Origin of the sequence: Pseudomonas sp. GD03858, assembly GCF_029840925.1 — a bacterium.
Classification (GTDB): Bacteria; Pseudomonadota; Gammaproteobacteria; order Pseudomonadales; family Pseudomonadaceae; genus Aquipseudomonas.
In genome coordinates, this window is the sequence record NZ_JAOCDM010000024.1 from 18,063 (window position 1) to 37,648 (window position 19,586).

Consider the following 19,586-nt stretch of genomic DNA (forward strand, 5'->3'; position numbering starts at 1 on the left):
ACCGCCGAAACCTGTATCGGCAGGGGTTGGGGAAAGATGAGCGCGCAAAGATCGACGCCAGCGCAGATCCAGTGCGTCAGGCCAACAGACCCAGCGACTTGGCCCTGGCCACCGCCTGGGTGCGGCGCTCGACCCCCAGCTTGCTGTTGATGTGGCTGGCGTGAGTCTTGACGGTATGCAGCGAAATGAACAACCGCTCGCTGATCTGCTGGTTCGAACAGCCTTGGGCGATCAGCTCCAGCACCGCCAGTTCCCGACCGCTCAGGGCGTCAGCAGTCGCCAACAGGGATGGCGCGGCTTCTGGCAGGCGCGACAGCAACTCGACCTGGACTGGGCAGGCGACGCAGCTGGCGAGCTGCTCGCGCAGCCAGTGCGGCCGCTCCTCCAGCAAGCGCTGAAACGCCTGCAAGGCTCCGCCCTGCGCTGCCGCCAGGGCCAGGGGCAGGTGCCTGCCGGCTTCGTCCTCCCGCCCTTCGTCCAGCAACAGCAGGATCAGCTGGCACACGGCACTGACCGTCAGGGTCATGCCGCCGCCGGCCTGGCCACGCTCGACGAGTGCGCGCAAGCGCGCTTCGGCATCACGCGGACGCTCCAGCACCCGCTCCAGCAATGCCTGCTGCAACTCGATGTGCAACGGCAGCAGTGGATGGAACTCCGGGGCCGCCGCCGGCTGCTCGCCCCCGTACGTCTGGCCCAGGCGCAACAACCACGACTCGGCAAGGTCCGTGCGCCCCTGGGCCAGCCACAGCTCGCATTTCACCAGGGTGATCATGGCCAGGTAGAAGATCGGTGGCACGTCCCAGATATGCATCAGCCGCTCGGCCTCGGCCAGCTCGGCGAACGCCTCGGCAAAACGCCCTTCGCGTCCTTCCAGCGACGCGATCACGCAGTGCCCTATCAGCACGCTGATATCGCGACAGGTGCGCGCCTCGCTCAGCCCCGCGCGCAGTCGGGCACGCCCCTGCCCTGGCTGCAGCCGCGCCGCGAGCAGGTAGCCTTCGTACAGGGTCAGGCGGGCACGCACCGCGTAGAGCCGCTGCCCCGAGAGCCCCTGCAAGCGCAGCAAGCCCTGGCGTGTCTCGTCCAGTGCGCGCAGCACTTCGCCACGGGCATGCAGCACCCTGGCCCGGTCGTAGTGGGCCAGGGCCTCGAACAACGGATTGCCGACTCGCTGCGCCAGCTCCAGCGCCTCGCGGTTCCAGCCCCGGGCACGCCAGAAGTCGCCATCGGCGATCGCCAGGTTGGACAGCGTCGACAAGCACACCAGGCGTTGCCCGTAGCGCTTGCACGGCAGGCTCTGCAGCGCTTCGCCGCAATACGCCAGGGTGCGCTCGCGATCACCGCGGCCACGGGCGATGACACCGCTCAGGGCAAGCCACTGGGCCAGCATCGACTTTTGCGCGGTCGCCGACGGCGCCGGCAGGAAACGGCTCAGGTACGCCGCCAGTTCCTCGGCGGCATCCAGCTGGCAGGCCAGCCCCAGGGCCCAGCTGTACAGCACGATCAGCCGTGGCGTGCTGATCAGCAGGCTATCGGGCAGGTCCATCTTCCAGCGCAGCAACATGCCGACGTTCTGCTCCGCCAGCAACTGCTCCTCGGAGAGGCTTTGCACGAGGTCGGCCGCCACATCCAGGTGCCCGGCACGCAGTGCCTGCTCCACCGCCTCGTCCAGCAGCCCTTGGCTTTCGAACCAGCGGCAGGCCCGCAGATGCAGGCCCGCCAGGGGCTCGCTAGTCTGTCGACTGCGCAGCAGGTCGGAAAACAGATGGTGATAGCGGAACCAGCGCCCGTGCTCATCCAGCGGGACGAGAAACACCTGGTGGGCCTGGAGATAGCGCAGGATTTCGGCGCTGTCATGCCGCTCGCGCAGGGCGTCGCAAAGCTCGGCGCAGAAGCGCTCCTGACAGGCCGTGTCGTACAGGAACGCCTGCACTGGCGCGGGAAGGATGTCGATGACTTCCTCGAGCAGGTAGTCCCGTATCAGACCTTCCCCACCGTGCAAGGCCTGGGGCAAGGCGTTGTCTTCGCCCGACTCGCTCGCCGCCAGTTGCCAGAAGCGCAGCCCTGCCACCCAGCCGTCGCTGCGCTGGATCAGATTGTCGAGGGCCTGGCCGCGCAAGCCGGTGGGTTGCCGACCGATTACCGCCAGGGCCTCCTCGGAAGTGAGCCGCAGGTCCTGTTCGTTGAGCTCGATCAGTTGCCGCGACAAACGCAGGCGCGCCAGATGCCAGTCGGGGCGCTGGCGGCTGGTGACCAACAGCAACAGCCCGGCGGGCAGGTGGTTGAGGAAGAACTGCAGGCAACGGTCCAGCACCGGCCCTTGTGCCAGGTGGTAGTCATCGAGCACCAGCAGCAGGGGCGTATCGGGTTGCAGGTACAGGGTGAGCTCATCGAGCAAGCCATCGAGCCACTCCTCGAAGGCGAAGGGCTGATGGCGCTGGCGCATCTTGAGCAAGCCCAAGGCTTGCCCACCCAGCGCCGGGCAGAACTGCTGGAGGCCTTCGAGCAGGCGCTCGAGGAAGCGACCGGGGTCGGCGTCACGCTGGCTCAGGCCCAACCAGAGGCTACGCCAGTGGGCCGGCAAGCCCTGACAGAACTCGATGGCCAATGAGCTTTTGCCGAACCCCGCGGGGGCGTTCACCAGCAGCAGGCGCCCTGCCAGCCCCGTGTGCAGGCGCTGGCACAGACGTGCCCGAGGAACGTGCGCTTCCGGCAACGGTGGCCGGAAAAAACGCCCGTCCAACAGGCCCAGGGCCTGGCTGGCGACTCCATGCGTACGGGACAGGTCTGTCATGGCCGGCTCGTTCTGATTGGAATAATGCGGCGGTACGAATGGTTGCGAGACTAACGGCAAACGCAACACATTTGAAGACGATCGGCCAGCAATAGTCCAAAAAGACTACGACAAAAAGAAACAATGCCGATTGCGCTCCACACCAGCAGCAAACAGAAACGCCCCGGCAAGCCGGGGCGTTCTGGGGGATCACACGGAGTTTGCGGTTTTCAGCTCAACGCACGCCTGACTGACGCAGCGCGGCTGGCTGGAACTCGGCCTTGCTGGCGCTGAAGCCAAAGTTGTAGGCGCTCTTCTCTTCGTTCTTCATGCCCAGGGCCAGGTAGCGGCCCGACTGCAGATCATAGATGGCCTCCAGGGTGTACCACGGCACCTGCACGTTGTAGTAAGGCTGGGCGTGGGCCTCGGACACGCGCCACAGTTGGTTGCGACCGTCGTACTGGTCGATCACCGCGGCCTGCCAGGTGTCCTCGTCGATGTAGAAATCACGCTTGGCGTAGATATGGCGCTGGCCCGGCTTGAGGGTGGCGACCACGTGCCAGACGCGACGCAGCTCATAGCGCGACAGGTCCTGATTGATGTGCCCGGCCTTGATGATATCGCCGTACTTGAGCTTCGGATCGTCGAGTTTGAAGGCGTTGGAGGCGATATACATCTCCTTCTTGCCCTCGAGCTTCCAGTCGTAGCGATCCGGCGCGCCGTTGTACATGTCCAGGTTGTCGGAGGTGCGCAGGCCGTCGGCGGCGGTACCCGGACCGTCGTACGACACTTGCGGCGCCTGACGCACGCGGCGCTGGCCGGCGTTGTAGATCCACGCCTTGCGCGGCTCCTTGACCTGGTCGAGGGTTTCGTGGACCAGCAGCACGGTGCCTGCCAGACGAGCGGGCGCGGTCACTTCCTGCTTGAAGTAGAACAGGATGTTGCCCGGGTTGGAGGGATCGTAATCCTTCATCTTGTCGCGGAACACGAACTGGTCCTGGAAGTACACCAGGCTGTACGAGCCGTTCTGCTGCGGGGTGGCTTGGGTAACCAGGCGGGTCACACTGCCGCCACGGTAGCGGGTGATATGGTTCCAGATCACCTCCAGCCCGTCCTTGGGAATCGGGAACGGAATGGCGGTGCGGAAGTTTTCCAGGCCGTTGCCACCGGCGACCAGGGTGGTCTTGGTGGCGTTTTCCTTGATCGCGGCGAACACGTCGTCCGGCACGGTGGAGCCACGGTGGGTCTTGTACACCGGGATCTTGTAGCTGTCCGGGTAACGCTTGAGCATCGCCAGCTGGCCAGGCGAAAGCTTGTCCTTGTACTGCTCGGCGTTCTGCGCGGTGATGGTGAACAGTGGCTTCTCACTGCCATACGGATCGGAGAGGAAACCCTTGCTGTCGACACTGCCGGCAGTCTTCGAGAGAGGCTCCCACGGGCCGATCGAGCCGTCGGCGTTACCGGCCTTCTCCGCGCCCATCGGGGTCAGGGTCGAGCCCAGCTTGGCCGCTTCGGTGGCGGAAACCGCAGCCATGACGCTGGTTGCCAGCAGGGACATGCCCAGTACACCGGCTTGCAGCAGACGTGTGGTCATTTTCATTCTGTTGTCGTCCTGGATCAGGGTTCTTAGAAGTTCACGCCGAAGCTGAGCGCGACGAAGTCACGGTCATCCACGGTGGTGTACTTGCCATCGAAGAAGTTGGTGTACGACAGGCTCGCCGTGTAGGTGTTCTGGTACTCGGCGTCCAGGCCCAGGCTGACCGCCTTGCGACCTTCCTCGAAGTTGCCGCCAGGGCCTGGGGAGTAACCATCGACGTCATGGGACCAGGCCACGCTCGGGCGCAGGTTCACACCGGCGAAGACGTTGTTGTAGTCCCAGATCGCGCGAACGCGATAACCCCAGGAGTCGGAGGTGGTGAAGCCTTCGTTTTCGCAGTAGCGCGACAGGTTGTTCTGCTCGACACCGGCCAGCGTGGTGGCGTTGAGGCTTCGGCAGCGGCCATTGGGCAGCGGGCCGGGGCCGTAGACCGGGTCACGGCCATAGCGCGCCTTGGAAGAGCTTTCCAGTCCGCCGACGTGAGTCCAGCCAATTTCACCGACCATGGTCAGACGCTCGGCGCCCATGACCTGGTCGAAGAAGTGGGTGAAGGTGGTCTGCAGCTGGGTGATCTCCTTGCGGCGATAGCCTGGCTGGTCAGCGTCCGGCGTGCCTTTGAGCACCGATGTGTTGGGGTCGAGTGGCGTCAGGCCCGAATACAGGATGTCGGTGGTGTTCAGCTGCACGGGCGCATTCGGCCGATAGCTGATCTCGCCGCTCCAGGCCGTGCCGGTGGGCAAGGTGGTGGAGAAGCTCAGGCCGTAGAGGCGGATGTCCTCGGGATACTCCACGTAGTAGCTGGAGTTGCCCGCGACATACAGGGGCATGAGCGCCTGGAGCAGGGCCGGGTTGGTTGCGGCGCCAGCCGGAACGCCCGCGCGCGCCAATGCGCCAGCCAGGTTGGCCGGGTTGTAGAAGCGAGCTGCCGCGCCCCGACCACTGAAGATCGGTGCCCGGCTGTGGTAGTTCATGAAATAACCACCGAACTCGGTGTTCAGCGGCTCGTACATGTAGCGCAGGGCCACGCCGAACTGGCCGCTGTCACGGGCATCGCGGTCCGGCCCACGGCGCACGATCACGCCCTCGTCAGGCGAACCCCAGCTCACGCCCTGCCCGGACAGCGCGTTCATCGCCGCCCCGGTGAACGGGCCAAGCTGTGCGGACAGGCTTCTTGCCACGTTCGCCTGCTTGGCCAGCACCGCCAGGTTGTTGTTGCAACCATCGGCGATCACGTCAGGCTGGGAGAAGAAGGTCCCGCAGTTGTCGACGACGGTCTGGTCCCATTCGATCTGGTAGAAACCTTCGGCGGTCAGGTTATCGGTCAGGCTTTGCGACACGTAGAACATGTTGACGGGGATCAGGCCTTCCTTGATCTCCGCGCCAGGACGGCGGAACGCCGAGACATCGATGGGGTTGATGGCGTTGATGCCACCACCGATGAAGGTACTTTCACCCCAGCTCACCACCTGCTTGCCCAGGCGCACCGTGCCCGGCAGGTCGGCGATGCTGTAGTTGTGGTAGACAAAGGCGTCGAGCAGCTCGGCGCCCGAGGACTTGGCGCCCTCCTTGCGGCCCGAATCGCTGATGTCCTTGAACTGGCGGTTTTCATCCTTGAGTTCGAAGTCGTACCAGTACTTGCCGCGGACGAACACGCCGGTGTCACCGTACTTGAGCTCCAGGTCATGGATACCCTTGAAGATCTTCGAGAAGGTCTCGCCTTTCTTGAAGTTCAGGTGGCCATCGTCGGAGGTCTGCGACAGCCCCCTGCCGCCGTTGTTGGCACCGATGAGGTTCTTGTTGGGGTTGGCGGTCGACCAGCTGGCACCGACGGAGAGCGACGAGTCGAACTGGCCTTCGATTTCCCCGATGTTGAAGCTGACCGCGAAAGCTGGACTTGCGAGCGTAGAAGCGAGGCTGACGGCCAGAGGCAGTTTAGCCCGGCGCCAGAACGGGTTTGCAGATGTCATCGACGCTACTCCATGTACTTTTTTGTTATGGCAGTGAGTCCTTTCAGAAACGGCCCGAGCGCCTGGTTGAAGCAGGCTCCTGCCGGTGACGTCGCCCGCTGCGGTACGACGCCCTCCCCCATTCCTGAAAATCCCCTGACCCGACTATAGCCAGCGACCACAGGTGCTTGATCCCTCTAAAGTGTGATTTGCGTTCCCTGCTGATGGCCGCCCCGAACGACCGGCCCGTGCGCTGGCAGTGCTCAAGCATGGCTCAATTCCAGCGTTTGACAAGGCGGCACGGTGTCTAGTCCGCGGGTCATGCCAGAAAGGGCATGACCCGCTCCCCGGTTACAACGTGGAAAGGAACGTGCTGTTACTGGCCTGCCACTGGCTGATATCCAGGCGAATGCGCTTCTTGTCGAGCTTGCCGACGCTGGTCTTGGGAATTTCAGTAACAAGGGCGATCTGGCTGGGGATCGCCCACTTGTTGATGTGCCCTTGCTCGACGAATGGCTTGAGATGCTCCTTGAGCGCGCGCGCATCGATGCTCTGCCCGTCACGCGCCACCAGCAACGCGAATGGTCGCTCGCCCCATTGCGGGTCCGGCACACCGACCACCGCCACTTCGCGCACCGCCGGATGGCGACTGATCAGGTCTTCGAGGTCGAGCGACGAGATCCACTCGCCACCGGTCTTGATCACATCCTTGATCCGGTCGCGGATGTCGATATAGCCCATGCCGTCCAGGGTGGCGACATCCCCGGTGTGCAACCAGCCGCCCTGCCACAGTTCCTCGCCCTTCTCCGGTTCGCGGAAGTAGCCCATGGTCAGCCAGGGCGCGCGCAGCACCAGTTCGCCCTGGGTTTCACCATCGGCGGGCAGGAAGTTGCCATTGCCATCGACGATGGCAGCCTCGACCAGAGGCACCGGCACGCCGGCCTTGATCCGGTAGCTGGTGCGCTCATCCTCGCTGCCGGCCTGCAGCTCGTCGTTCAGGTGCGCGGCGCTGATGAGCGGGCAGGTTTCCGACATGCCGTAGGCGGCGGTGAGCTGGATACCACGGGCCAGCGCAGCCTGGTACAGGGCGCGATTGAGCGCGCTGCCGCCAATGATGATCTTCCAGCCACCGAAATCCTGACCGGCCGCCGACGGGCAGTTGAGCAGCATCTGCAGGATGGTCGGCACGCAGTGGGAGAAGGTCACCTTCTCCTCGCGCCACAGCCTGACCAGCATGTCCGGCTCGTAGCGCCCCGGGTAGACCTGCTTGATACCCATCATGGTCGCCGCGTAGGGGATGCCCCAGGCGTGCACATGGAACATCGGCGTGATCGGCATGTAGACGTCGTTGCTGCTCAGCAGCCGCACGCTGTCCAGGCTGCCCAGCACCGAAGTTTCGGCCAGGGTGTGCAGCACCAGCTGGCGATGGGTGAAATACACCCCCTTGGGATTGCCGGTGGTGCCGGTGGTGTAGAAGGTGGTGGCCACCGAGTTCTCGTCGAAGTCGGGGAAGTCGTACTGCGGGCTGGCGGCAGCCAGCAGTTGCTCGTACTCGCCCACCAGGTTCGGCAGGTCGGCGGTCTTGTCCGGGCCGTCGGTCAGCAGCAGGGTCTTGTCGACCGTGGTCAGCTGCCCGGCGATGCCCTGGTAGAGGCCGATGAAATCACTGTTGACCAGCACGAAGCGGTCTTCGGCGTGATTCATGGTGTAGAGGATCTGCTCGGGCGACAGGCGCACGTTGATGGTGTGTACCACGGCGCCGATCATCGGGATGGCGAACATGCACTCCAGGTAACGGTGGCTGTCCCAGTCCATCACCGCCACGGTGTCACCGGCCTTCACACCGGCCGCGGTCAACACATTGGCCAGGCGGGCGATGCGCTCGTTCAACTGCGGGTAAGTGAGGCGGATCTGGTCGCGGTAGACGATCTCGCGGGTCTTCTCGTAGCGGCTGCCGGACATCAGCAGGCGCTTGATCAGCAACGGGTATTGGTAGGCGCCCTCGGCGGGCTTGATGATGCGTGTCTGCAACATGGGTATCCCTTTTCTTCAATACGGGCAGAACGGTTCAGGAATCCACTGTAGTTCGGTGACGCACCGGTCAAATCAGCCGAAGGAATGATTTGCCGCGCCAAGGTATGAGTGGCGATGTCGGCGTTGACGAACAGCAACGCCGGGCCAGACACTGCCCCGAACGGATCGCGTGCCCTGTGGGAGCGGCTTTACCCGCGAATGCGCTAGTGGACTCGCCTGCGCATTCGCGGGTAAACCCGCTCCCACAGCTTCGAACCAACACCAAGAATGTATCCAGCCCTGCACCGGAGCCTCCATGCCCAGCCCACGTCGCGCCGTGTTTCTCGATCACCAGTCACTGGACCTGGGTGACCTCGACCTTTCGCCACTGCAGTCGCAGTTCGATGAACTGCAACTGCACGCCGCCACCGCGCCAGGGCAGGTCGCCGAACGCCTGCAAGGCGCCACGGCGGTGATCAGCAACAAGGTGATGCTCGATGCCGCCACACTGGCCGCCGCCCCTGACCTCAAGCTGATCCTGGTAGCCGCCACCGGCACCAACAATGTCGACCTGGCCGCCGCCCGTGCCCAGGGCATCACCGTGTGCAACTGCCAGGGCTACGGCACGCCATCGGTGGCCCAGCACACCCTGGCCCTGCTGCTGGCCCTGGCCACGCGCCTGTGCGACTACGACCAGGCGGTGAAGGCCGGGCAGTGGGCCAAGGCCAGCCAGTTCTGCCTGCTGGACTTTCCCATCGTCGAGCTGGAGGGCAAGACCCTCGGCCTGCTCGGCCATGGCGAGCTGGGCGGCGCGGTGGCGCACCTGGCCGAAGCCTTCGGCATGCGCGTGCTGAGCGGGCAGATCCCCGGGCGCCCGCCCCGCGCCGATCGCCTGCCGCTGGACGAACTGCTACCGCAGGTCGATGCCCTGACCCTGCACTGCCCGCTCAACGAGCAGACCCGGCACATGATCGGCGCCCGCGAGCTGGCCTTGCTCAAGCCTCATGCGCTGGTGGTCAACACCGCCCGCGGCGGACTGATCGACGAGCAGGCCCTGGTCGATGCCCTGCGGGGTGGCCACCTGGGCGGCGCCGCCACCGATGTCTTGAGCGTCGAGCCGCCGGTCGACGGCAATCCATTGCTGGCGACGGACATCCCGCGTCTGATCATCACCCCGCACAGCGCCTGGGGCGCGGTGGAGTCGCGCCAGCGCATCGTCGGCCAGCTGGCCGAGAACGCCCAGGCCTACTTCGCTGGCCAGCCTCGGCGAGTGGTCGGCTGATCCACCGACGCCTCTGGTACACTGCGCCACTTTTTTCAGGAGGCGTCGTCCATGGACCCGCGCAGTGAAGTATTGCTCCGCCAGGCGGACCTGTTCCAGGGCCCGCTGCTGATCGCCGGGGTCCAGGCCGATGGCCTGCTCGGCCAGTTGCCTGGCGCCCATGGCTGGACCTGGCACGCGGGTGACCAGGCGTTGCTCGCAGGCCGCTTCGACGGGCGCAGCCACTATGGGGTCGAGGTGCCGGAGGTGGCCTTCGACGCCGCCGTGCTGTTCCTGCCCAAGTCCCGCGAGCTGGCGGCCTACCTGCTCAACGCCCTGGCCTCGCGCCTGGCCGGGCGCATCTTGTACCTGGTGGGGGAGAAGCGCGGCGGCATCGAAGGCGCGGCCAAGCAATTGCAGGCCTTCGGCAAACCGCGCAAGCTCGACAGCGCCAGACACTGCCAGCTCTGGCAGGTGACCATCGACAACGCCCCCGAGGCCAAACGACTGGAAAGCCTGGCCGAACGCTTCGAACTGCCACTGGCCGATGGCCCGCTGCACGTGGTCAGCCTGCCGGGGGTGTTCAGCCATGGGCGTCTGGACAAGGGCAGCGCGCTGCTGCTGGAACACCTCGACGGACTGCCCGCCGGCCATGTCCTGGACTTCGGCTGCGGCGCTGGCGTGCTCGGCGCGACGATCAAGCGTCGTTATCCGCAGAGCCGGATCACCCTGCTCGATGTCGATGCCTTCGCGGTCGCGGCCAGTCGCATGACCCTGGCCGCCAATAGCCTGGAAGGCGAAGTGATCAGCGGTGACGGCATCGATGCCGCGCCCACCGGCCTGGACCTGATCCTGAGCAATCCACCGTTCCACACCGGGGTGCATACCGATTACCAGGCATCGGAAAACTTGTTGAAAAAATCAGGCGAACATCTGCGAAAAGGCGGGGAAATACGCCTGGTCGCCAACAGCTTCCTGCGCTACCAACCGCTGATCGAAGGCGCCTTGGGCAATTGTGAAATCCGTGCCGAAGCACATGGCTTTCGGATCTACCGTGCAACACGCTGATAAAAACAGAGCTTGCCGAAAGCGATCGCACTAGGCAGAATCCGCTCCGTCCTAGGGGAGTAGTCTCCCGCGAGCGCCCTGCTCGCCCGGTACGCGTCAACACACTTGGCCCACAGGCCATGGCGCGTGCGACCCACGATCTGCGCAGACAGGTCCAGGGTTTGACAAGACCTATGACACGCACACCTTACCCGGGGCGGGAAGGTCGTACGTGTCATAGCCGTGTCGACCCGCCCCCGTAGGAATCCTGATGCTGGAATCGTTGCTCGTCCCTACCGCCATCGTTGCGCTCGCCGAAATCGGCGACAAGACGCAATTGCTCGCGCTCATTCTCGCCGCCCGCTTTCGCAAACCCTGGCCGATCATCGCCGGGATCATCGCCGCGACCCTGGCCAACCACGCAGCCGCGGGTGCCGTGGGCGCCTGGGTCAGCGGTTTCTTCAGCGAGTCGGTGCTGCACTGGATCCTCGCCGCGAGCTTCGCCGCCACCGCGCTGTGGACCCTGATACCGGACAAGATGGACGATGACGAAACCAGCAACGCGCGGCGCTTCGGGCCGTTCGTCACCACGCTGATCGCCTTCTTCCTCGCCGAGATCGGCGACAAGACCCAGGTGGCCACGGTGATGCTGGCCGCTCAGTATCCACACCTGATCATGGTCATCCTCGGCACCACCGTGGGCATGCTGATCGCCAACGTGCCGGTGGTTCTGGCGGGCAACTTCGCGGCAGAGAAACTGCCGCTGACGCTGATCCGTCGCCTGGCGGCGACCGCGTTCTTCGTGCTGGCGATCGTCGCGGTGTATTCGGCGATGAAGACCAGTGGCTGGATTGGGTAAGACAGCTGCAAGCTGCAAGCTGCAAGCTGCAAGCTGCAAGCAAAAGTGTATCGGCTTCCTCTTGAAGCTTGCAGCTTGAAGCTTGCAGCTATTTTTTTACTGCTTGGCCGCCTGATACAGCGGCATCACCTTCGGAATCGCCGCCTGCAACGAGGCGATCCGGCTGCTCGAAGCCGGGTGGGTACTCATGAACTCGGGTGGCGCGCCTTCCGACGCCTTGCTCATCTTGTTCCACAAGGTGATCGCGGCATTCGGGTCATAGCCGGCGCGGGCCGAGAGCTCCAGGCCGATCAGGTCGGCCTCGTTCTCGTTGGACCGGCTGTTGGGCAAGGTCATGGCGTAGTTCACCACGGTATCGGCCATGGCCATGCTGTCCTGGCCCAGGCCGAAGATCGCCCCGGCGCCCTGGCGGGCCATTTCCACACCGTAGGCCTTGGACATCGCTTCGCGGCTGTGTTCACGCAGGGCGTGGGCGATCTCGTGCCCCACCACCGCGGCGATCTCGGCATCGGTCAGCTTCAGCTGGTCGATCAAACCGGTGTAGACGATGATCTTGCCGCCCGGGCCGCAGTTGGCGTTGAGCTCATCGCTCTTGATCACATTGACTTCCCAGTTCCACTGCGCGGCATCCGGCCGGAACTGTGGCGCCTGGGCGATCAGGCGCTTGGCGATGGCCTGCACGCGCTTGGCATCGTTGCTGCTCTTGTCCAGCACGCCCTTGCTCGAGGCTTCGCCAAGTGTCTGCTGGTATGACTGCGCGTACATCTGGTTGACCTGGTCGGTCGAGAGCATGCTGAACATGTACTGCTTGCGCTCGACGCCCACGGCGCCACCGCTGGTGGTATTGACCGCCTGGCAACCGCCCAGCAGGACGCTGGCACCGAGCAGGCCGACGACGAATGACTTACGCATGAAAACACTCCCTTTTTACATGCCGCGTATCCTAGGCCCAGACGTCCGCCTGGGCCAGAGCCGCAGGGAAGATTTCTCGCACGGTCCTCATGCTTTGGTATTAGCCCGCCGATAACACCCGGTAACAACCTGCTTGCGCGCGGAGCCTTGCCATGAAATTCAAGTCGATCCAGTTTTCCGTGGCCGCCTTGGCCGGAGCCATCGTACTGAGCATTGTCGCGGCCCTGGTGCTGTATGCCGTGTATGCCGGGCAGCGGACCCAGTCGCTGGTGCAAACGCGCACCCAGCAACAGTTCGAGACGGTCATCGAGCAGCGCCTCACGGCCCTGGCGCGCACCCAGGTAAGCGAGATCCAGCGCGGCCTGGAGGCGCCCCTGTCGATCGCCCGCAGCCTCGCCACCGCCAATGCGATGATCGGCATGCAGGGTGCCGACGGCCAGCCACTGATGCGCGTCGACCGCGAACACCTGATCAACCAGCTCAAACGCACCGTCGAGGTCAACCCGAGCGTGCTCGGCGCCTACCTCGGCTGGGAGCCGAACGCGCTCGACCATGCCGACAGCCGCTATGTCGGCAGCCAACTGGTCGGCATCGACAGCGCCAGCGGCCGCTTCCTGCCCTGGTGGTTCCGCAACGGCGACGGCAGCCTCGGCCAGGACAAGCTGGCCGATGTCGACGACCGCACCGTGCTGGCCACAGGCGTGCGCGCCAGCGAGTACTACCTGTGCCCGAAGGAGTCGAAGAAGGCCTGCGTGATCGACCCGGCACCCTACAAGGTGGGCGACAAAATGGTCATGCTCGCCTCATTCGTCGAACCGATCATGATCGACGGCCAGTTCCAGGGCATGGCCGGGGCCGACCTATCGGTCAACTTCATCCAGGACCTGCTCAATGCCGCCGACCGCCAGCTGTACGACGGCGCCGGCGAACTGGCGCTGGTATCGAGCAATGGCCGCCTGGTGGCCTACACCCGTGACCCGGCGAAGTTTGGCGAGAAGGCCAGCGATGTGCTGGACAGCGACGAAGCCAGCACCCTCGCGAGCCTGAGCGGCGAGGCCCTGCAGTACCAGGTGGACGCCGGCAAGGACCGCATCGAGCTGTACCTGCCGTTCAAGATCGCCAGCACCGACGCACGCTGGACGCTGCTGCTCGAACTGCCCCTGAGCACCGTGATGGCCGACGCCAACCAGTTGCAAAAAGACCTGGCCGAACAGCGTCGTACCGACATCACTGGCATGACCATCGTCGGCCTGGGCATCGCGGCGCTCGGCCTGCTGGTGATCTGGCTGCTGGCCCATGGCATCGCTCGTCCGCTGCGGCAGATGGTGGCCATGCTCGACGATATCGCCCAGGGCGAAGGCGACCTGACCCGCCGCCTGCAAAGCGATCGGGCCGACGAACTGGGCGCCATCGCCAAGGGCTTCAACACCTTCCTGGCCAAACTGCAGGCGATGATCAGCCAGGTGGTGAGCTCGGTGCAGAAGGTCAGCGACTCGTCGGAACATACCGCCGATATCGCCATCCGCACCAACCAGGGCGTGCACAAGCAGATGGCCGAGATCGACCAGGTGGCCACCGCCGTGCATGAAATGACCGCCACCGCACAGGACGTGGCACGCAACGCGACGCAGGCGGCCCAGGCCGCCAGCGATGCCGACCGGGCGGCGAACCAGGGGCTGGGCATCGTGCGCGACACGTCCCACGCCATCGGCGCCCTGGCCACCGAGATCAGCCGCGCGGTGACCGTGGTCCAGGACCTGGCGCGCGACAGCGAGAACATCAACGCCATCCTGGTGACCATCCGCGCCATCGCCGAGCAGACCAACCTGCTGGCGCTCAACGCGGCCATCGAGGCGGCCCGCGCCGGCGAACAGGGCCGTGGCTTCGCCGTGGTCGCCGACGAGGTGCGCAACCTGGCGCAGAAGACCCAGCAGGCCACCGAAGAGATCCAGCAGATGATCCAGCAGTTACAGCAGGGCACCCGCGAAGTGGTCAAGGTGATGGAGGACAGCCAGGGCAAGACCGACGACAGCGTGCAGCAGGCCAGCCGCGCCGCGCAGGCGCTGGAGAGCATCACCCAGGCGGTGTCGGTGATCAACGACATGAACACCCAGATCGCCAGCGCCGCCGAGGAGCAGAGCGCCGTGGCCGAGGACATCAACCGCAACGTGATCAACATCGGCCAGGTGGCCGGCGAAGTGGCCGGTGGCGCCGACGAGTCGAGCCAGGCCAGCGCCGAGCTGACCAAGCTGGCGGAACAGCAACGGCGGTTGATCAATCAGTTCAGGGTGTAGCTCAGGTCGCGCACCTGTAGGAGCGGCCTTGCGTCGCGAAAGGGCTGCGCAGCAGCCCCAGCAATTTCGATGATGGCTCGGAATCTGGGGCCGCTACGCGCCCCGTTCCGACCGGTCCGACGCCTCGGCAAGGCCGCTCCTACACCGAGTACCGTACGCCACCTACGCCGGTGTCAGGCACTCCGGCCCATTGAGCTTCGGATCGTTGACGAAGAACGCCAGTGCTCGCTCACGCAATGCCGTCGCTGGCTTGGCCAACAATTCGTGCAGCCTCGCCATCGGTGTCTCGGGATCCAGCCACAGCGCCTGCTCGGCCTCATCCAGAATCAGTGGCCGGCGCTGGTTCATCGCCGCCTGGGTCACCACCGCGCAGCTCAGCCACTGCTGTTCTTGCACCGGGTAGACTTCCCACAGCGCGGCGAAGAACAGCGAGGCCCCCTCCCCCGGCGTCACCCAGTACGGTCGCTTGCGCGCGGTGCCGCGCCACTCGTAGAACCCGTTGGCCGGCATCAGGCAGCGCCGCTTGCGCAACGGTTCGCGAAACATGGGTTGCTCGGCCAGGGTCTCGGCACGCGCCTGGGCCGGGGTACGGGACAGGTCGGTAAGCCACGCCGGGGTGAGCCCCCAGCGCGCGCTGGCCAGTTGCAGCTGGCCATCGAGCTGGCGCTGGATCAACACCGAGGCCCCGGGGGAGATGTTCCATTGGGCCTGCTGGCCCGAGGGGAAGCCCGGCAAGCCGGCAAAGGCCTGGGACCAGCGAAACAGGGCATAGCGTCCACACATGGGCGAATTCAAAACCTAGCAGATCAGGGTTCCCGGATAACTCTCCGGTTCGTCGCCGGCAAGTGGCTGGGCGGCATTGTACGCATCGATCAGCTGCCGTGCGTACTCGGCCTGTTCATCCGCCACCGCCAGGCCCAGCAACCCCTGGGTCGGCAACTCGCCCATCGCCCCCATCAGGTCGCGCCCGACCAGATGCACCTCGATGCCTTCGCTGGTCAGCATGCCTACCAGCATCTGGGCCTCCAGCAGGCTTTCCGGGTCGTAGATTCGCTGCATCAGTCATTCTCACCGTATACGTCCAGCATCCATTCCTCGCCATGTACCTGCAGCACAAAACGGATAGGCTTGCAGCACACCTGGCAGTCCTCGATGTACTCCTGATCGCCTGCGGACAGGTCCACGGTGGTTTCGACTTCCTCACCACAATAGGGGCAATCGTAGATCGCAGTCTCCAGCATCGCGGCCTCCCGAGTGACTTGTGCGTATAATTGCCGGTCTGTTTACGGGGCCTGTGTGTGTTCGAGCCGTTTTTCGGACCCCGTCCCTACCTTATTACCCTAGCCGTTTCCAACAAGAGAGCATGATGGGCGAATTCGATGCCATCCGACCGTACGACGACGCTGAGGTCCCTGCCGTTCTGGCACGCCTGCTCAGCGACCCGGCATTCCTCGATATCCTCACCCACTTCCGTTTCCCCCGCGCGGCGGGCGCCTTCGGCTGGCTGCTCAAACCGCTGATCGCCCGGCGCCTGCGCAAGGAATTCGCCGGCGTGAGCTGCGTGTCCACGCTGCAGGACAAGGTCGAGTACTATGTCGACCGCACCATCGACCGTGCCACCGACGGCGTCACCTACACCGGCGTCGAGCAGCTCAAGTCCGGCACTGCCTATCTGTTCCTGGCCAACCACCGCGACATCGTGATGGACCCGGCCTTCGTCAACTATGCGGTGTACCACGCCGGCCTGCCGACGCCGCGCATCGCCATTGGCGACAACCTGCTGCAGAAGCCGTTCGTCAGCGACATGATGCGCCTGAACAAAAGCTTCATCGTGCATCGCTCGATCAGCGGACGCCGCGAAAAGCTGGCGGCCTATCAGCTGCTCTCGGCGTACATCAACCACTCGATCCGCAACGATTGCGTGTCGATCTGGATTGCCCAGGCCGAGGGCCGCGCCAAGGACGGTGACGACCGCACCGACTCGGCGATCCTCAAGATGTTCCACATGAGCCGCAAGGACGAACCGTTCGGCGCGGTGATCCAGGGCCTCAACCTGATCCCGGTGTCGATCAGCTACGAATACGATCCTTGCGACCAGGCCAAGGCTCGCGAGCTGTACATCCGCGCCACCACCGGCGGCTACAAGAAGGCGCCGGGCGAGGACGACAACAGCATCGCCCAGGGCATCACTGGCTACAAAGGGCGGGTACACATCAACTTCGCCCCCCCGGTGACCGAGTACCACGAGGACACCAAACAGCTGGCGCAGGCGATCGACCGACAGATCCTCGGCGGTTACCGGTTGTTCCCGGTGCATTACCTGGCCTATGCGATGTGGGCGGAAAAAGAGACCGAGCTGGAGGTGCCAAGCGCCGAGACGCTGTTCCCGGCCGATGAGCTGGCCAAGGCCAAGCAGGAGTGGCAGCGCCGGCTGGACGCCTGCCCGGTGGAGCATCAGCCGTATCTGGTGCAGCAGTATGCGACGCCTGTGCGCAACCAGTACCAGGTGAAGCGTCAGCCGGCATCGGCCTGACAATACGACTCATGGGAGCGGGCTTGCCCCGCGATGATGTCAGACCAAGCAATGATGTTGTCTGGTCTGATGCCTTCGCGGGGCAAGCCCGCTCCCACGAATCAGATCCAGGTACTGAACCAGGACAGCAGCAAGGCCATCGCCAGACAGCAGAAGCCAAGAATGTAGTAGTAGCGCGGCATCCGCTGTTCGAGCCCATCCACCACGCCTTCATCCACAGCCAGGCGTTCCCGCCTCAGCGCCGCGCGCCGCCGTGCGCTTTGCAGCAGCAACCCGCCAGGACAGGTGATGAACAGGGCCAGCAGGTTGATCAGCTTGGCCGGATGGGCGGCCAGAAAGCCCCAGAGCACTTGCAACGACATTGCGCGACCTCGGTATCACGTGCAACAAAGGGCGGCATTCTACCCAAGGCCACGGGCCGAACCGCGACTTTGCGACCAACTGTCATTTAATTTCATCTGTCACACGCTCGTCATCCAGGCAGGCCACCCTGTCGGCCTTCAACCGAACCGGAGCTTGTCATGCTGCACGCCGAAAACCAGGACCGCCTGTATCTCGTCACCCAGAGCGAAGAGCAGCAGGCGCTGATCGACGGCTTCGCGATCAACGTCCAGGATCGTCAGTGGCTGGTCTACTGCGCGCTGGGCGGCCATGCCCACCACGACCTGCCGGAGGTCGACCCGCACACCGGGATCAGCCTGCTCGATTTCAACGTGCAGGCCGCCTGAATCGCATCGCCTTCTTCGCGGCCATTGCGCAAGTGCGATCCCTGTGGAAGCGGCTTCAGGCAACAAAAAACCCGCGACCTGGGCACAGGCGGCGGGTTTCTTCATTTCTGATGCCTTACTCGCCCAGCACCTGACCGATGGTCGGGTCCTTGAACAGGCGGGTCAGCGCATCGCTGAGCACATCACTCACCAGCTTGGTGTTGGTCTCCTGGTTCGGCGCCATGCCGAAACGCTGGTCGAGGGAGGCCCCGTAACGGCCGCTGTAGCGACGGTTGGCATTGGACACGTCGGCACGGAAGGTGGCGCCGATGGTCGCCTCGGTCACGTACATCTTGTCCTTGGGCGACTGGTACTTGAGTTCGGCCAGGGTCACGGTCAGCTGCGGCGCATTGCCGGCATTGGGCGTCGGGGTGAAGCCGAGCAGGCGCACCGCCGCCTCGGCCTGGGCCTGCAGCTTCGGCACGATGTCGTTGCCGTTGACGGTGATGGTGCTGGTCTCGGGGTACATGCCACCGCGGGTGCCCAGCGATTGCGAGGCGCGTCCATCGACGACCCTGACCACCACGGGCTGACCGTGGCCGACCGGGGCGAGCTGCTGGGTGAGCTTGGGTTGCGGGCTGAGTTGCTGCGGGCTGTGGGCACAACCGGCCAGGCTCAGGCTGGCCACCGCGAACAAACCGACCAACAGACGTTGCAACATGCGCATTTCTCCAGAAAAAGCGGCAAAGGCCACAGTATACCTAGCGGCAAGCTGTAAGCGGCAAGCGGCAAGAAAAAGCAGCCCTGGTCACTTGCAAGCTGCGCCTTTGTCACAATCGTTTCATGCCCCTGCGGTTATCCTTGCTCCAGCCCTCACGCACAGGACTCGCCACCATGGCCTCGCTCTGGACCCTGCTCTTCCACCGCCCGCGCCACAACACTTACGCCCGCCTTGACGACCACGGCATCTGTCTTGGCTTCAAGCAATGCGTGCAGCAGCCCGCCGGGAGCGGCTGGGTGCAGGTCAGCGATGCGTACCTGGGCTGGCTCGGCCAGCCACTACCCGCCAGCGCCCGGGTTTGCGCCCGTGCAACGCGCCGTTGGCAACAGCGCATCCTGTCTGCCTGACAAACGCTGCAATAAAAACCAAGAAGAACGACCTTTCTGCCCGCGACCTCGTTATAATCTCCCCCCGATTATAAGGACGTCTCCTGATCGGGCCCCGCATTCGCCGCTTGACCCCGGCACCCTCGACGCTTCGCCCACAGAGAGCCTTCCACTCAGGTCTTGCATTGGCTGTCGTGCCTGCTGTTTCCGGCCTTCTGCTTCGCATGAACCTGCGGGTTGCCATCGCGCAGTCCACTTTTGAGGTTCACGACTCCAAAAGAGCGTGAAAAAACGGTTTTTCACAACTTCACGAGAGTGTGGCGAGCAAATGAACAGTCTGGCATGTGCAAGAGCGGCAGATGTGTCCCGAACAGCCCTGAACAGACGGCAAAAGCGTTCATCATTGATGAGCCTCTGAGGCCGGCCCGTAACGCACGACGGACCACTTGACCATAAGTCGAATTGCCGCACCCGTGGCAAAGGGCGTTCAATAGCCGAACACCCAAGACTGATTGGCGGTGTCCGCGGAAGTTGCAA

General features: G+C 64.4%; 17 protein-coding genes and 1 riboswitch. Of the genes, 7 read left to right on the forward strand and 10 right to left on the reverse strand.

Annotated elements, in window-relative coordinates; translation table 11 throughout:
• Window positions 1-76 precede the first annotated feature (76 nt).
• The 4 genes from N5D48_RS09325 to N5D48_RS09340 form a co-directional block, all read right to left on the reverse strand.
• Window positions 77-2,794 carry a LuxR C-terminal-related transcriptional regulator gene (locus N5D48_RS09325; protein ID WP_279883395.1) on the reverse strand — a complete coding sequence of 906 codons (2,718 nt, stop codon included), beginning with the start codon at window positions 2,792-2,794 and terminating at the stop codon, window positions 77-79.
• Between the two features lie 214 nt (window positions 2,795-3,008).
• The gene (locus tag N5D48_RS09330; protein WP_279883398.1) at window positions 3,009-4,373 is read right to left on the reverse strand and encodes a DUF1329 domain-containing protein; all 1,365 of its coding nucleotides are present in this window, start codon (window positions 4,371-4,373) and stop codon (window positions 3,009-3,011) included.
• Window positions 4,374-4,399: 26 nt separating this feature from the next.
• A complete protein-coding gene (locus tag N5D48_RS09335) occupies window positions 4,400-6,337 on the reverse strand; it encodes a DUF1302 domain-containing protein (protein WP_279883401.1) in 1,938 nt (645 codons plus the stop codon).
• 330 nt (window positions 6,338-6,667) lie between these two features.
• A complete protein-coding gene (locus tag N5D48_RS09340) occupies window positions 6,668-8,350 on the reverse strand; it encodes a fatty acid--CoA ligase (RefSeq protein ID WP_279883403.1) in 1,683 nt (560 codons plus the stop codon).
• A 295-nt stretch (window positions 8,351-8,645) separates the two neighbouring features.
• Here N5D48_RS09340 and N5D48_RS09345 point away from each other — a divergent pair, with 295 nt between their 5' ends.
• From N5D48_RS09345 to N5D48_RS09355, 3 genes are all read left to right on the forward strand, one after another.
• Complete coding sequence (locus tag N5D48_RS09345) at window positions 8,646-9,611, forward strand: 2-hydroxyacid dehydrogenase (RefSeq protein WP_279883406.1); 966 nt, start codon at window positions 8,646-8,648, stop codon at window positions 9,609-9,611.
• A 51-nt stretch (window positions 9,612-9,662) separates the two neighbouring features.
• Window positions 9,663-10,658: a class I SAM-dependent methyltransferase gene (locus N5D48_RS09350; RefSeq protein WP_279883408.1), complete on the forward strand. Its 996-nt coding sequence runs from the start codon at window positions 9,663-9,665 to the stop codon at window positions 10,656-10,658.
• A gap of 42 nt (window positions 10,659-10,700) precedes the next feature.
• Window positions 10,701-10,820: riboswitch (yybP-ykoY riboswitch) on the forward strand.
• Between the two features lie 91 nt (window positions 10,821-10,911).
• Window positions 10,912-11,496 (forward strand): TMEM165/GDT1 family protein, encoded by a 585-nt coding sequence (locus N5D48_RS09355; protein ID WP_279883470.1) that lies wholly within the window; start codon window positions 10,912-10,914, stop codon window positions 11,494-11,496.
• A 96-nt stretch (window positions 11,497-11,592) separates the two neighbouring features.
• On the opposite strand, the gene N5D48_RS09360 is transcribed toward N5D48_RS09355, so the two are convergent.
• Entirely contained in the window at window positions 11,593-12,408 is an 816-nt protein-coding gene (locus N5D48_RS09360; protein WP_279883411.1) for a M48 family metallopeptidase, read from the reverse strand.
• A gap of 152 nt (window positions 12,409-12,560) precedes the next feature.
• Here N5D48_RS09360 and N5D48_RS09365 point away from each other — a divergent pair, with 152 nt between their 5' ends.
• Window positions 12,561-14,702, forward strand: a complete 2,142-nt coding sequence (locus N5D48_RS09365) for a methyl-accepting chemotaxis protein (RefSeq protein WP_279883414.1) — start codon at window positions 12,561-12,563, stop codon at window positions 14,700-14,702.
• 162 nt (window positions 14,703-14,864) lie between these two features.
• Here N5D48_RS09365 and N5D48_RS09370 read toward each other — a convergent pair whose 3' ends face one another.
• Genes N5D48_RS09370 through N5D48_RS09380 form a run of 3 tightly spaced genes read right to left on the reverse strand, consistent with a single transcriptional unit; the run spans window position 14,865 to window position 15,943 of the window.
• On the reverse strand, window positions 14,865-15,485 hold the full coding sequence (locus tag N5D48_RS09370; protein WP_279883416.1) for an SOS response-associated peptidase: 621 nt from the start codon (window positions 15,483-15,485) through the stop codon (window positions 14,865-14,867).
• Between the two features lie 15 nt (window positions 15,486-15,500).
• Window positions 15,501-15,761 carry a DUF2007 domain-containing protein gene (locus N5D48_RS09375; RefSeq protein ID WP_279883419.1) on the reverse strand — a complete coding sequence of 87 codons (261 nt, stop codon included), beginning with the start codon at window positions 15,759-15,761 and terminating at the stop codon, window positions 15,501-15,503.
• A complete protein-coding gene (locus N5D48_RS09380) occupies window positions 15,761-15,943 on the reverse strand; it encodes a CPXCG motif-containing cysteine-rich protein (protein WP_056795571.1) in 183 nt (60 codons plus the stop codon). Before N5D48_RS09380 ends, N5D48_RS09375 begins: the two co-directional genes overlap by 1 nt.
• 125 nt (window positions 15,944-16,068) lie before the next feature.
• On the opposite strand from N5D48_RS09380, the gene N5D48_RS09385 reads away from it, so the two are divergent.
• Complete coding sequence (locus N5D48_RS09385) at window positions 16,069-17,235, forward strand: 1-acyl-sn-glycerol-3-phosphate acyltransferase (protein ID WP_279883426.1); 1,167 nt, start codon at window positions 16,069-16,071, stop codon at window positions 17,233-17,235.
• 101 nt (window positions 17,236-17,336) lie between these two features.
• Here the strand turns inward: N5D48_RS09385 and N5D48_RS09390 are convergent, their stop codons facing one another.
• Window positions 17,337-17,597, reverse strand: coding sequence for a hypothetical protein (locus N5D48_RS09390; protein ID WP_279883428.1), 261 nt, complete (start codon window positions 17,595-17,597; stop codon window positions 17,337-17,339).
• 159 nt (window positions 17,598-17,756) lie between these two features.
• Between N5D48_RS09390 and N5D48_RS09395 the strand changes: the two genes are divergently transcribed.
• Window positions 17,757-17,963, forward strand: coding sequence for a hypothetical protein (locus N5D48_RS09395; protein ID WP_279883431.1), 207 nt, complete (start codon window positions 17,757-17,759; stop codon window positions 17,961-17,963).
• A gap of 115 nt (window positions 17,964-18,078) precedes the next feature.
• Here the strand turns inward: N5D48_RS09395 and N5D48_RS09400 are convergent, their stop codons facing one another.
• On the reverse strand, window positions 18,079-18,663 hold the full coding sequence (locus N5D48_RS09400) for a YajG family lipoprotein (protein ID WP_279807073.1): 585 nt from the start codon (window positions 18,661-18,663) through the stop codon (window positions 18,079-18,081).
• A gap of 173 nt (window positions 18,664-18,836) precedes the next feature.
• Between N5D48_RS09400 and N5D48_RS09405 the strand changes: the two genes are divergently transcribed.
• Window positions 18,837-19,070 carry a hypothetical protein gene (locus N5D48_RS09405; RefSeq protein WP_279883433.1) on the forward strand — a complete coding sequence of 78 codons (234 nt, stop codon included), beginning with the start codon at window positions 18,837-18,839 and terminating at the stop codon, window positions 19,068-19,070.
• The last annotated feature ends 516 nt before the right edge of the window (window positions 19,071-19,586 follow it).

Bases quoted from the DNA above. Each gene is read 5' to 3' on its own strand.
- N5D48_RS09370 (WP_279883416.1), bottom strand. From the start codon at position 15,485: ATGTGTGGACGCTATGCCCTGTTTCGCTGGTCCCAGGCCTTTGCCGGC.
- N5D48_RS09365 (WP_279883414.1), top strand. From the start codon at position 12,561: ATGAAATTCAAGTCGATCCAGTTTTCCGTGGCCGCCTTGGCCGGAGCC.
- N5D48_RS09385 (WP_279883426.1), top strand. From the start codon at position 16,069: ATGGGCGAATTCGATGCCATCCGACCGTACGACGACGCTGAGGTCCCT.
- N5D48_RS09330 (WP_279883398.1), bottom strand. From the start codon at position 4,373: ATGAAAATGACCACACGTCTGCTGCAAGCCGGTGTACTGGGCATGTCC.
- N5D48_RS09325 (WP_279883395.1), bottom strand. From the start codon at position 2,794: ATGACAGACCTGTCCCGTACGCATGGAGTCGCCAGCCAGGCCCTGGGC.
- N5D48_RS09335 (WP_279883401.1), bottom strand. From the start codon at position 6,337: ATGACATCTGCAAACCCGTTCTGGCGCCGGGCTAAACTGCCTCTGGCC.
- N5D48_RS09380 (WP_056795571.1), bottom strand. From the start codon at position 15,943: ATGCTGGAGACTGCGATCTACGATTGCCCCTATTGTGGTGAGGAAGTC.
- N5D48_RS09375 (WP_279883419.1), bottom strand. From the start codon at position 15,761: ATGCAGCGAATCTACGACCCGGAAAGCCTGCTGGAGGCCCAGATGCTG.
- N5D48_RS09360 (WP_279883411.1), bottom strand. From the start codon at position 12,408: ATGCGTAAGTCATTCGTCGTCGGCCTGCTCGGTGCCAGCGTCCTGCTG.
- N5D48_RS09350 (WP_279883408.1), top strand. From the start codon at position 9,663: ATGGACCCGCGCAGTGAAGTATTGCTCCGCCAGGCGGACCTGTTCCAG.
- N5D48_RS09390 (WP_279883428.1), bottom strand. From the start codon at position 17,597: ATGTCGTTGCAAGTGCTCTGGGGCTTTCTGGCCGCCCATCCGGCCAAG.
- N5D48_RS09400 (WP_279807073.1), bottom strand. From the start codon at position 18,663: ATGTTGCAACGTCTGTTGGTCGGTTTGTTCGCGGTGGCCAGCCTGAGC.
- N5D48_RS09405 (WP_279883433.1), top strand. From the start codon at position 18,837: ATGGCCTCGCTCTGGACCCTGCTCTTCCACCGCCCGCGCCACAACACT.
- N5D48_RS09340 (WP_279883403.1), bottom strand. From the start codon at position 8,350: ATGTTGCAGACACGCATCATCAAGCCCGCCGAGGGCGCCTACCAATAC.
- N5D48_RS09395 (WP_279883431.1), top strand. From the start codon at position 17,757: ATGCTGCACGCCGAAAACCAGGACCGCCTGTATCTCGTCACCCAGAGC.
- N5D48_RS09345 (WP_279883406.1), top strand. From the start codon at position 8,646: ATGCCCAGCCCACGTCGCGCCGTGTTTCTCGATCACCAGTCACTGGAC.